The organism is Planococcus chinensis, from assembly GCF_020071995.1.
GTDB classification, from domain to species: domain Bacteria; phylum Bacillota; class Bacilli; order Bacillales_A; family Planococcaceae; genus Planococcus; species Planococcus chinensis_A.
Genome location: NZ_JABWTK010000009.1, coordinates 45,979 through 58,599, shown reverse-complemented (window position 1 = coordinate 58,599; position 12,621 = coordinate 45,979). Strand labels below are relative to the sequence as shown.

Annotated in this window: 11 protein-coding genes; 2 read left to right on the top strand and 9 right to left on the bottom strand. The window is 47.7% G+C overall.

Going from position 1 to position 12,621, the window contains the following annotated elements:
- Nucleotides 1–106: 106 nt before the first annotated feature.
- The 5 genes from yhaM to HU147_RS14715 form a co-directional block, all read right to left on the bottom strand.
- Complete coding sequence (gene yhaM / locus HU147_RS14735; protein WP_036808014.1) at nt 107–1,045, bottom strand: 3'-5' exoribonuclease YhaM; 939 nt, start codon at nt 1,043–1,045, stop codon at nt 107–109.
- Entirely contained in the window at nt 1,045–3,882 is a 2,838-nt protein-coding gene (locus HU147_RS14730; protein WP_224076940.1) for an ATP-binding protein, read from the bottom strand. The genes yhaM and HU147_RS14730 overlap by 1 nt, the downstream gene beginning before the upstream one ends.
- Nucleotides 3,883–3,886: 4 nt before the next feature.
- Nucleotides 3,887–5,104: a metallophosphoesterase family protein gene (locus HU147_RS14725; RefSeq protein WP_224076939.1), complete on the bottom strand. Its 1,218-nt coding sequence runs from the start codon at nt 5,102–5,104 to the stop codon at nt 3,887–3,889.
- Nucleotides 5,105–5,206: 102 nt separating this feature from the next.
- Entirely contained in the window at nt 5,207–6,457 is a 1,251-nt protein-coding gene (locus tag HU147_RS14720; RefSeq protein ID WP_224076938.1) for an ABC transporter permease, read from the bottom strand.
- A complete protein-coding gene (locus HU147_RS14715; RefSeq protein ID WP_224076937.1) occupies nt 6,450–7,349 on the bottom strand; it encodes an ABC transporter ATP-binding protein in 900 nt (299 codons plus the stop codon). Before HU147_RS14715 ends, HU147_RS14720 begins: the two co-directional genes overlap by 8 nt.
- Before the next feature lie 125 nt (nt 7,350–7,474).
- Between HU147_RS14715 and HU147_RS14710 the strand changes: the two genes are divergently transcribed.
- The gene (locus HU147_RS14710; RefSeq protein WP_036807963.1) at nt 7,475–7,660 is read left to right on the top strand and encodes a YhzD family protein; all 186 of its coding nucleotides are present in this window, start codon (nt 7,475–7,477) and stop codon (nt 7,658–7,660) included.
- A 449-nt stretch (nt 7,661–8,109) separates the two neighbouring features.
- Here the strand turns inward: HU147_RS14710 and HU147_RS14705 are convergent, their stop codons facing one another.
- The 3 genes from HU147_RS14705 to HU147_RS14695 form a co-directional block, all read right to left on the bottom strand.
- Nucleotides 8,110–8,889 (bottom strand): enoyl-CoA hydratase, encoded by a 780-nt coding sequence (locus tag HU147_RS14705; RefSeq protein WP_224076936.1) that lies wholly within the window; start codon nt 8,887–8,889, stop codon nt 8,110–8,112.
- Nucleotides 8,890–8,975: 86 nt separating this feature from the next.
- Nucleotides 8,976–9,323 carry a YlbF family regulator gene (locus tag HU147_RS14700; protein WP_036807954.1) on the bottom strand — a complete coding sequence of 116 codons (348 nt, stop codon included), beginning with the start codon at nt 9,321–9,323 and terminating at the stop codon, nt 8,976–8,978.
- A gap of 12 nt (nt 9,324–9,335) precedes the next feature.
- The gene (locus HU147_RS14695) at nt 9,336–10,493 is read right to left on the bottom strand and encodes a DUF445 domain-containing protein (RefSeq protein WP_317985521.1); all 1,158 of its coding nucleotides are present in this window, start codon (nt 10,491–10,493) and stop codon (nt 9,336–9,338) included.
- A gap of 72 nt (nt 10,494–10,565) precedes the next feature.
- Here HU147_RS14695 and HU147_RS14690 point away from each other — a divergent pair, with 72 nt between their 5' ends.
- Nucleotides 10,566–10,769, top strand: coding sequence for a YheE family protein (locus HU147_RS14690; protein ID WP_224076935.1), 204 nt, complete (start codon nt 10,566–10,568; stop codon nt 10,767–10,769).
- A gap of 96 nt (nt 10,770–10,865) precedes the next feature.
- On the opposite strand, the gene HU147_RS14685 is transcribed toward HU147_RS14690, so the two are convergent.
- Nucleotides 10,866–12,620, bottom strand: a complete 1,755-nt coding sequence (locus HU147_RS14685; RefSeq protein WP_224076934.1) for an ABC transporter ATP-binding protein — start codon at nt 12,618–12,620, stop codon at nt 10,866–10,868.
- Nucleotide 12,621 lies beyond the last annotated feature (1 nt).

Genomic DNA, 12,621 nt, shown 5'->3' with positions numbered 1-12,621 from the left:
CCCACGGAAAGCGAAGTGGCCGGTCCGGTTGGCTTTGTGCAGTTCTATACATTTCATCTAGACTTTGTCTGTAGTCTGAACTCCCGTTCGAATGAACGGGAGTTTTTTATTTAATCGTCGGTTTATAGAACGACCGGTTGTCCAGTGGAAACAGGCGCTCTGAAAATTCACCCGGTTTGGTTTTATCCAGTGCGCGGTCAAGCATCATCATTTTCGCATCGATATTATCAATATAATGCAGCATTTCCGCTTCTTTGATCATCGGCTTTTTCGGGCTGCCCCACTCTTCTTTTCCGTGATGCGACAACACCATATGCTGAAGCAGCAGCACTTCTTCCCCTTCGATTTCGAGTTCATCGGCGGTTTTCGAAATCTCGTTGACCATGATGGAGATATGGCCCAGCAAATTGCCTTCCAGTGTATAAGTCGTTGCAATCGGTCCGGACAACTCAAACACTTTGCCTACATCGTGCAAGATGATGCCGGCATATAACAAGTCTTTGTTCAGGCTCGGATAGATTTCGCAGATTGCTTTTCCAAGTCTTAGCATGGACACTACGTGATCAGCAAGGCCGGATACATAATCGTGATGGTTCCGGGTCGCAGCTGGGAACGTCAGAATTTGCTGCTGGTATTTTTTTAAGATGTGGCGGGTGATTCGCTGAATCGCCGGATTTTCCATTTGGAACAAATACTGAAGGATTTCTTCAGACAATTGTTCCGTCGTTTTTTCCGATGATGGCATCAAATCGGAAATCGACTGGTGCTCTTCTGGTTTTGCCGGACGGATGCTCTTGATGCGCAGTTGATTTTTTCCGCGGTAGTTATGGATTTCCCCGCCTACTCTTACAATCGTTTCAGCAGCAAATAATTTTTCATGCTCATCTTTCGTATCCCATAGTTTTGCTTCAATATCTCCGCTCTTGTCCTGCAGGACGAGCGATATAAAAGGATTCCCAGTTGTGGTAACACCCTTCACTGATTGCTTGATCAGCAAAAATTCATCAACCGTTTCCCCTACAGCACGCTGTGTAATTCCTTTTATCATAGTTGGACACTCCTTTCGATTGTGGCTACATTTATTATAGAAGCATTCGGCCAAGCCTGCTGCATCGCTTCGTGGCAAGTGAAATAAATGAATTGATGGTTCTCTTGCAGCTCTGTTATTAAGTTTATCATTTGCTGCAGCCGGCTGCGATCAAAATGAACAAAGGGATCGTCCATGATAAACGGGAATGGGTGGCTCTCCCGCATCGAGACTGCCAAGGACAGCCGAAGCGAGATATACGCCTGCTCTTTTGTGGCTTGGCTGAGTTCCCCGATATGGAACCGCATGCCGTCCTTTCTGACGGCTTCAAAAAATCCTTGGGGATTCATTTCCAAGCCTGTGTAAGCGCCTGACGTGAGCGATTCAAAGAACTTTTGAGCCGCGGCAATAACCGCCGGCAATTTCTTTTCCTTCAGTTCTTCCATCGTTTGGCGGATCGCTTCGGTAATTGCTTTATCGATCGACCAGCGCTTCGCCAGTTCCGCAAGCTCTACTTTCTTTTCTTCAAATTGCTGCAGTTTGTCTTCATAAGTTTCATCTTCCAGCAGCACTTTTGTCATTTGGCGTTTTTCCGCCTGCTCTGCCAGCAGCAGATTTCGTTCTTCTTTTAATTGACTCAACACCGATTCGCTTTGTGCTAGCCAATCGCGTGCTTGAGTGCTGTCCATATCGGCAGAGAAAGAACTACTGCCTATCGCTTTTAATTGCTCTTCAATCGGGGCAAGCTCCCGAATTAACATTTCTTTTCGTTCCCACTCATCACAAGCGCGGTAAAATGCTTCAATTGAAGCTGTGCCCGCTTCATCCAGCAAAGCTTGCTGCTCTTTTTGGATTTGCCCGTAAAGCGCGGTCAGCTGTTCATGCTCTTTTTGCAGCTCGGCCGCTTTTTCCTGGCGCTTCGCTTGTTCGGCGAGATGCTGTTTGCGGACGTTCCATTCAGAACGCAAATTTGCATACATCTCTTCTATACTTAATGGGCTGCCGTAGGCTGCCGATGCCTGTTCGGTCCAACTTTCCAGCTGTTTCAAAAGCACATTCGACTCTTCCGTTACTCGCCGTTCCCGGCCAGTCAACGCATGGACTTCCCGCAGATTTTCGAACAACTTCAAAACGGTGCTGCGGCTCGTTTCCGCACGGAAGCCTAATTGCTCCAGAAAATCTTCATAGGCTTCTTTCGCCGGTTGGCTGATCGGCATACCGGATAGGTTGGCTATGCGACTTTTCGCAGCGTCCACCGCTTCAAACAAAGCATCCAATTTTCTGTCATAGCTATCCAATTTTTGCACCAAAGCTTCATATTCAGCTTCTTTGCCGCTGTAACGCTCTAAAACTTTCGCGTAATCATTGGACAGTCCCTGCGGCTTCTGCCGGGTCCGCCATAGCCAGGCGCCTCCTGCTGCAGCCAGTAAGCCAATCCCGGCCACCAAATAGTTTGGCTGGATGACTCCGATCGCCAGTCCAAGAAGCCCAAGGCCAATCAGCAGATAGTACAACGTGGGAGAATTGCCAGCTGTCTGCATATGCTTCGCCGCTTTCGCTTCAGCCAATTTGGGTGCAGCTGTCTGCCACTCTTCCACCGCTTTCCTGTCTGCTTCCGCAGGTTCTGTCGCCAGGAAGTACCGCAATTCTTTTTCCGCTTCCACCAGCTTCTCTTTTTCTTCTGCCAATTTTCTATTCTGGTACTGCTTTTCCTCTTCTTCCAGATTCACTTGTCGGATATGCTCCAAAAGCAATTCTTCCTGCCCCAATGAAACGTCTGCTTGGAGCGCTTCGGATTCACTTATCCCTACAAGCGCCAGAATCCGGTTTTTCTCATCTCCAAGTTTGATCTGTTCTTCTTTTTTCTGGCGCAAAAGCGACCGCAATTGAAGCCATTCGGATTCTTTTGCCAGCAGTTGCTCAAGCGGTTCAATCCGGACTTCTTCATAGCCAAGGCTCGTGAGTGTGTCCAGTTCTTTTTTAAGGTAGTCCTTTTTGGCTTCCGCTTCGGAAAGCCGGTCTGACAACCGGTCCATGCGCCGTTTTCCATCTGAAGGAAACGAAGAAACCTCCCAGCCCTCCAGCTCTTGTTCCAGCTGTGCTTTCTTTTCCGCCAAGGGAGCAGCCTGCAGCCATTTTTCCACTGCTTTTAATCGGACGCTGTGGTGTTTCTCTTCCACTTCAATAGCTTCCAGCCGGCGCGCTATTTCCTGAAGCCGTGAAATTGTAGGTTCATAGAGCTCTGTGCGGGTTCTGAGTTCTTTCAATTCACTTTCCTGCTGCCGCAGCTCTTCAAGGAGTTGATTGACTTTCGGATTGCGCCCGGCCTTTTTGAACACTTCAGCCATTTCCTTCTCTAAACGGCTTTCCAGTTTCGTGACAGCGTCTACACCTGTGGTTCCGGAAGCAAGCAGTGTCCGGCTCAGCTCTTCTTCTGTCATTTGTTCAAGACCCTGCAATTCATGAATGGAAAAAGAAAAAATGGATTCAAAAGAAGCGCGGTCATAATCCCGTAAAATCATTTTCAATTCCGCATTCGATCCGCGTGTGCCATCTTCGAAATACACCGTGACATCTCCTGCCGATTTTCCTTTTACCCGCTCGATGATGACGCGCCCGTATTCGTCATCGCTTATGTGCAGCTGCCCTCCGTATTTGCCGCCAGCTTTCGGTTCGTAGCGCAGCAGGTTCTGGTTGCGCGAAGGGTAGCCGAACAGCGTCTGAATGATAAACTGCTGAATGGTCGTTTTTCCCGCTTCATTCGCTCCGTAAAAAATGGACAGTTCGGGATTTACATTGATGGTGCGGTCCTGGTGTTTGCCAAACCCGTAAATGACTAGTTTTTCAATTCTCATCGGTTCATTCCCCCAAATGCATGCCGCGGCGGATTTTCTGTGCTGCAGCCTCCTGGATTTCCGCTATTTTTGATGGATCCAGCGCCTCTAAAAAGCGGCTGCCTTTTGGATGCCGATACAGATCTTTCAATACTTCTTTCCAGTCCGAAAGCTGCCATCCGGCCATTCTGTCCATGATTTCCTCACCAAGCGGCGTAAGTTCCGCTTGCGCCTGCATGCCGTCCACGACAATTGACTGGGCCCAGACCAAATCGTCCAAGGTGCCGAACGCTTCGCGGATGGTTTCCGTCAATTCTTCTTCTGTCGTGTCTTTTATCATATCGAAGGCTTCTTCATTCAAGTTGGCCAATTTCACTTCGACAACTCCCGCACCATAACGCCCGGCAAATTCCTGGGCTTCCGATAAGCAGGCATCCAGTAATTCATTCATGTGCACAATGCCGCTGCAATCCACCTGTACTTCGTCAAACTGAAGCACCGAAGCTGGAACAAACTTTAGATTTGATGCGCCGCCTGAAATGCGGACATCGTAAAATCCTTTTGGCCCGCTTTCATTTTTATGCCGCCCCTGCAAATTTCCAGGGTAAATTACCGGCGGGTCCATATGCAATTCCTGCCGTAAATGGATATGCCCAAGCGCCCAGTAATCATAGTTTTTGCTGAGCAGCTGCTGCTTCGTAAACGGCGCGTAGACAGCATGAGCCGTATCCCCTTCCATGCTGCCGTGAAGCATTCCGATGTAAACGGCGTCTTTTTCTTCAGCCACCGGATATTGGTGAATGACCGGTTCTTTTACATGGCGCTGGGCATAACTGAATCCAGTAACGACTACATCTCCATTCGCCGTTGAAAGCCGAATTTGGGATACAGACTCATTGAAGGCATGAACATTCTCCGGCAATTCGAAACGCGTCCATTTGCCGCTCAAATGGTCATGGTTGCCATAGCTTAAGACAACCGGGATCCCTGCTTCCGAAAGCCTTTGCATGCCTTGCTGAAAGCGGTGCTGTGCCCGGATGCTGCGATCTTCTCCGTCGTAGATATCACCGGCAATCAGCATAAAGTCCGGCTGTTCTTTCACCGCGTAGTCAATCAGCCGGCCAAATGCATCCAGCGTGCTGTCTTTCAGCTTTTTCCACTGCTCAGGAGGCAAGCCCCGCATGCCCGTAAATGGACTGCCCAGATGCAAATCTGCCGTGTGAATAAATCGAATTTCCCCCATAGCCAAACTCCTTCGAAAACCGAATATTTGTTCTTATTTTAACATGTTCAGGAATGAAAAAAAACTGTTTGCAGAAATCTTCCTGCAAACAGCCATCTCTCTCTATTTATTCTCTCCTAAACGAATCGCTTTGCGGATATCCTTCAGCGATTGGGACGAACCATACATGAGAACGCCGCCCCGGTAAACCCGTGCACCGAACCATCCCAGAACGCCGATTGTCGCCAGCATGATGGCAATCGACAGCAAAGGTTCCCAAAGCGGGATATCCAGCATGCCGACGCGCAAAAACATGACAAGCGGTGCAAAAAACGGAATGAACGAAGAAACCGTAACAAATCCCGCTTCTGGCACGCCGATGCCGGAAAAGGCGATAAACGACGCGATGATGATTAAAAACATCATCGGCAGCATCAATTGCTGCACGTCTTCCGTCCGGCTGACAAGCGATCCGAGAAGCGCGGCCAGAACCGCGTAAAGGAAATATCCTAACAGGAAGAACAGCACTGCGAATAAGAAAGTGCTGATCTTCACATCGGAAAAGCCGAAAACGCTGAACGCGCCTTCCGACAAATCCGTTCCGGCCGTTTTGATTGCGACATAGCCCGAGAGACCGAACACCAGCATCTGAAGAATGCCTAGCGTCCCGATTCCGGCAATCTTCGCAAACATATGCTTGACCGGTGAAACGCTGGAAATCAGAATTTCCATGACCCGTGATGATTTTTCGTTGGCGACTTCCATGGCAATCATGTTCGGATAGTAAATGACCGCAATGTAAATCAGCATGATCAGAATATAAACAAGTCCTCTTGCCTGGCTCAATTCTTCCTGTGATTTAGACGATTCAGAAACGGCTTCCCGCTCAAACGCAGCCGGCAGGAACAATTGGCTGACTTCGTTCGCATCCAGTCCCATCGTTTCAGCCGACAATGCTGTTTGCAAGGATTGTACTGCTTGTTCCACATCTGCCCCGCTGCCCATTTCATTGGCGGATTCTGAAACATAGCGGGCTGTCAATTGCCCATTTTGTTCCAGTACCAGATAAGCTTCAATCGTGCCTTCTGTTATGCCTTCTTTCAATTCGTCTTCAGTCAAGTCCGTCGGCATCGCCTGCACGTCACTGCCGGCTGCTTCCAATTGCTGCTGCAGTGCTGTGGCAAGTTCGCCGCTTTCGTCCTTAATGTGAAGAACATTCTCTTCTTCTTCAGAGCCTTGAAAAGCTTCGATGATATTCGGCAAATTGGCCATGAGGAAAAAGGCGGCAGCAACAATGACTGTGGTGATGATAAACGATTTGGTCTTCGCTTTTGTCATAAAAGCCTGTTTAAATATGATCCAGAAACTATGCATAGGCTTTTCCCACCTTCGCTATGAATATTTCCTCTAAAGAAGGTTCTTCAATTGCAAAATGGCGTAGAGCGCCAAGCTTCATTGACTCCTCCAATAAGCGTTGAGCCACAGCTTCGTCTGTAATCTGGAACAAAGCTCCATCATGCGTTTTGGTAAAGGTTTCTACGCCTCTTATATTATGTAAAATCGACAGGTCCTGATCCATTTTAATCCGGACATTCTGTTTGCCAAATGAACGTTTCACTTGGCGAATCGATCCGCCGACGACAATCTTGCCACGGTCCAGAATGCTCATATTGTCACACAGTTCTTCTACATGGTCCAGACGGTGGCTCGAGAACACAATCGTTGCCCCCTCTTTCAGGAAGTCCAATATTGCACTTTTCAGCATCTCCACATTCACCGGGTCCAATCCTGAAAAAGGCTCGTCCAGTATCAACAGAGATGGCTTATGCAATAAAGAAGCGATCAGCTGAATTTTTTGCTGGTTCCCTTTCGACAATTCCTCCACTTTTTTGGAAGCATAATGCGGCACTTCAAAGCGCTCCAGCCATTTCTGGACTTCTTTTTTCGCATCCATTTTTGGCATGCTGCGCAATTGCGCCAAGTAAACCAATTGCTCCTCCACCTTCATCTTCGGATAAAGCCCACGCTCTTCGGGCAAATAGCCGATTTCCGGACTTGCAGCATATGTAATCGGTTTTCCGTTCCAGCGGATGGTTCCTGCAGTCGGGTTTAATAACCCCAGAATCATCCGAAAAGTCGTCGTTTTGCCTGCGCCATTGGCCCCTAAAAATCCGTGCATCTGCCCTTGCTGCACCGTAAGAGACACATCATCCACTGCAGTAAAATCGCCGAATTTCTTTGTGGCATGTTCTACTATCAAACTCATTGTCCTTCCTCCTTTCGATACTTTACTATACGAGGCAGCTGTCGAAATGTTTCAAAATCGGAGGACTTTTTCAATGAAAACAGCTATACTTAAACTGAATAACCATTCAGAAGGAGTTGTTCCTCATGAGAACGTATAAACTGACTGCTTACGAACAAACCGGCAAACTGATTACTGAAGAAACTTTCACAGCAGAAAACGATGAACAGGCAAAAGAAAAAGGCCGTGCCCTCCTGGAAGAAAAAGAACTCGTCAACCAGACACACAGACTCGCTTCCCCGGCCGGCAAACTGTTATTGTTCCATTCTTAACACACAAAAAGCATGGCAAACGCCATGCTTTCAAACTGTAGACAAAGTATAAATGAAATGAATAGAAAGGCATAAAACCAACCGGTTCGGCCACTTCGCTTTCCGTGGGCTCAGCTTCAGCCTCCTCGCCGCTTCGAAAACCCGCTGCTCCTGTTTCTGCATCGCTTCGCTAGCTTCGAAACATGAAAGAGCGTTGCATCGCTGCGCTAGCTTCGTCGCAAAGACATGGCCTCACTGCCTTCGGACAATGTCGCTACGCTGCTCCTGCGGGATAGCGAAGTGCCGAAATCCACTCGGGACGCCAGTTCCGAGTTAGTTCGGCGCGAGCCCGCGGAACGCGTCCGGCTGAAACGGAGGATCCGAGAGGTTCTATTGTTTTTTATTCATCTAACATTTATAAATATTCTTTTACCTACAAGCAAAAAGCATGGCAAACGCCATGCTTTTTCTTATTTTCCGTGGAATTCCGGTTTGCGTTTTTCAACAAAAGCCTGGATGCCTTCCAGGTGGTCTGCACTTTTGCGCATCGCCGATTGGGCAGCCGCTTCCATTTCGAGCACTTGCTCCAATTCGCCGACTTTTAATTGATGCAAAATGTGCTTAGACGCGAGACGCGCTTTTACCGGAGACTGGAGTGCTTGTTCTGCATACGTTTCAGCATGTTCCAGCGCCAGCCCTTCAGCCGTCACTTCATCGATCAAGCCTTTCGCAAGCGAATCATGCGCTTTCAGGATCTGGCCGGACCAGATTAATTGTTTCGCTTTCGGCACCCCGACACGCTCTTTCATGAAGAAATGGCCGCCTCCGTCCGGCACGAGGCCAATGCCGATAAAATTCATCGCCAGTTTGCTGTTTTCTTCTGCAATGATGTGATCGCATGCCAGCGCCAAACTGAAACCGAGTCCCGCTGATGCGCCGTGTATAGCAGCCACTGTAATCTGCGGCAATGTGTAAAGCGATTTCGCGAGCCGCGACACATCTTTCATGACCAAATCAATGTCCATCGGGTTTTCCGGATCCATCATTTCCTTGATGTCTCCTCCTGCTGAGAACGCTCTGCCTTCTCCGTGGATGATCAATACATGCAGCGTACTGTCTGCGAGCAATGACTCAAAACAATCAGCCAGTTCTTTCATCATTTTTCCGCTCATGGCGTTCATTGCTTGCGGACGATTCAGTTTTAAATAGCCGATTCGCCCTTGTTTCGTCAATTCGATTGTTTCATACATACAAAAAGACACCCCTTCGTAAAATGAATATTCATTCACTCTACGTATTCGGTGCCTTCTTGTAAAAATCCTTTATTTTGGGTGATTTACATTGATTCGTAAAGCGATTGAACCGGTTTGATCAATACGCGGTTTACTTCATCAATGATTTGGCTCAAGCCCATTTCAGCTTCAAGCATAGCCAAAATTTTAGGATCAGCTTGTGCAGCTTGAGCTGTCTCTTGTGCACTGACCATTTCTTCTTCAGTGATTTCTTCGCCTTGCGCTTGTTTTTGCTGAAGCGTAATTTGAAGATCGCGGAAGTTTTTGAACAATTGGCTGGAATCGCTGTCTGCTGTGACAGCTTCCACCGCTTGTTTCAATTTGCCGAATTCCTCGGTGCTGCGGAACGTGCTTTCTAATTTGTTGATGTCATCGTAAATATTAACTGCCATGATCATTCTCCTCTACGCATTATTTAGCACGATGCTGATAATCCCTTGGAAAACCCCAATAAATCCACCAAGGAAAAAGCCCAGTGCTGTGATCATCTTCAATTCTCGTTGTGAAATTCCCAGAACCAATTCTTCCAGGCGGCTCAGCGGCAATGAATCCACTTGCTCTTTCACCATGCCTTGGATATCAATCTTATGCAGTGTATCTTCCAATTTCACTTCCCCTTGTTCGAAAACAAAGTCCGTAACAAGCGGGATAATGTTGGCACTTGTCCATTCTAACCCTGTCGGCCAAGTCTCTGCAAGTGTCCGGTCCAGGCGGCCGTCGATATTGGCTATTTCGCGCACGTATTGTTTAACGGCGCCTACTGCCGGCTCAAAATCAAATTCCTTCAGCAAATCATCCGCTCTGCGGTCCTGAAGTTTTTCCCATTCCCCGTATGCCAGCGTAATGGCCAATTCAAACGTTCTTGGGGAATTTAAGAATTTGATGATTTCCGGCTGGATGCGGTCAACAATCGGTTTGGACTCGCCAAGCAAGGAATGCAGCATATGGCCAAAACGGCCGCGCGACTCCAGGAATTCATCGAAGAAGTTTTTGACGGTTTGGCGCCCCTCTAGCGAAGCGAAATAGTCCGACCCTTGATCAATGGCGTATTTTACGCCATGAATCATCTTTTGTTCAGTTTCTTCTTTCCAGTTTTCCGGAAGCAGTTCACCGATCGTTTTGCCTTCGATATAAGCGCGAAGCGCCAACGCTTGCCGGTCCACCAGTTCATCCAGCTTTGATTCAATCCGTACATCCAAGTTCTGCTGTCCGGCAATTTCCAGCCAGCCATTGAGTGAGCGGTGCGATTCAAAAACGTAGGTCTTCAATTCCCGATACAGCCAGCCCTCTAATTTATTGCGCATTTCTTCATTGAAGAAACGCTTCTTGAACGTTTCCGGCGTCAGTAAATACTGGACAATTGTACGTCCGAGTTGCGTCGATAATTCATCCCGGCGCTTCGGGATAAGCCCGGGCGTAAATGGAAGGCGCCATTTGCCGATATAGACGGCTTTATATGGCCGAAACAGCATTTTGATGGCGATAAAATTGGTAATTCCGCCGATTAAAGCACCCAGTACTGCCATAAGAACAATGGTCAATAAAATATTCACGATTTTCACTCATTTCTTTTTCTTCTTTGTCATTCACATAAAATCCCTTTATACTGAAGGAAGAACCAAAGGAGGATTTGTATGCTGCAGCATTTTAAATTTAAACCGATGTTTGAAAACTCCCAGCTGCCTGGCTGGAATATATCCTTTTTCTATAAAAACGAACGGATTGCCGGCGAGTATCACCCCGACGGCCGCATTGTATGGCTTACCAAAGCGCCGGAAGATGAAGAAAAGATCAAAACAATGATTCATGAGCTGATGCTCTACCATGTATACGATTAAAGCGCCGGAAAGTTTCCGGTGCTTTTTATTATATGTAAGGTTCAATGATTTTAACAGCAATAGCATTTTCAGGGACAAAAAAAGGGAATGCCCCTTCTACCCGACGTGCTGGGTAGAGGACATTCCGGATTGAATTTGATACATCTGATAGTACTGGCCGCCTAGTTTCATCAGCTCGTCATGAGAACCTGATTCTACTATTGAACCGCGGTCAAGAACAAGAATGCGGTCTGCGTTCTTAATCGTCGACAAACGGTGGGCAATGATAAAGGTAGTGCGTCCTTTTTTCAGCACGTCCATTGCATGCTGAATGATTTCTTCCGTCTCGGTATCGATGTTTGAAGTCGCTTCATCCAGAATCAGGATTGCCGGATCAAAAGCGAGTGCCCGGGCAAATGAAACCAATTGCCGCTGGCCGGAAGAAAGCGTGCTTCCTTTTTCCACTACCGGTTCGTCAATGCCGCCCGGCAAATGTTTCAGCACCCGCTCTCCGCCAACAGCAGCAAGCGCATCTTCCACCATTTTGCGGGTGATCCGCTTGTCTCCAAGCGACACGTTCGATTCAATCGTTCCTGTAAACAAGTACGGATCTTGCAAGACAATTCCCATATGTTCACGGACAGCCTGGCGGGACATTTTCGTAATGTCCTGTCCATCGATGCTAATGGTCCCTTTGGTCGCATCATAAAAACGGAACAGCAAATTCATGATGGAACTTTTGCCGGATCCTGTATGGCCGACCAACGCAACCGTTTCTCCTTGCTTCGCTTCAAATGAAATATCCTTCAAAACATACTCTTCATCTTTGTAAGCAAACCAGACATTTTCCACACGGACATTGCCGCGGTACCGGGCAATGTTTTCGTCGCTGACCGCTTCGCCTTCCCGGTCAAGCAAACGGAAAACGCGTTCCGCTGCTACAAGCGCCTGTTCAAGCTTCGCAAACTGGTTGACGATGCCGCTGATCGGATTGAACAAACGGATAATATAATCCACGAAAGCGTAAAGGACACCTACTGTGACCGCTGAATTTGCTGTAATGGCATTGGTGCCGAAATACCAGATAAACAACACAAAAACCAAGGAGCGCAGTACGCCGACCATATTGTAAGAAGCAGTCGCTTCCAAAATGAGCAGTTTCTGCTGGAATTTGTAATGCTTGTTGTTCATTTCTTCAAATTCTTCTTTCATCTGCTTCTCACGGCGGAATGCCTGGATGATCGTCATTCCTTGGATCGATTCGTTGATCATGGCGTTCATGTCGCTTAATTTTTCGCGGACGACATGGTTGTATTTGGCCGCAAACTTCCGGTACAACAGCATCCATCCGTAAAGCAGCGGAACCAGCACGAGCATCATCGCTGCCAGTTTCCAATCCAGATAAAACATGGCAACATAAATACCGCCCATATACATAAAGCTGGTAGCAAATTGCGACAGCACCGTTACAAACAATTCACGGATCGCTTCCGTGTCGTTTGTAATGCGGGAGACCACCTTTCCGGCAGGCAAGCTGTCAAAATAACGGATTGGCAATGTCTGTACATGCTTGTAGACATCATTGCGCATTTTTTGGATGATGCGGTTGGCCCCTTTTTGCAAGTATAAATACTCAAAAAAGCGGAACACCGCTGCGACTACCCCAAGCCCCAGATAAACAGCCAATAAGTAGGCAATCGGCTCAAAATTGAGCGTGCCGCCGACCGGCGCGATATGGTTGTCGATAATTTCCTTGGCCACAAGCGGTGCCGCCAAGTCAGCCGCTACCGTAATGGCTAAAAGCAGCAATCCACCGATCAAGATTCCTTTAAAATGCATGGCGTATTGGAGCAAACGTTTTCCTGTTCCCATG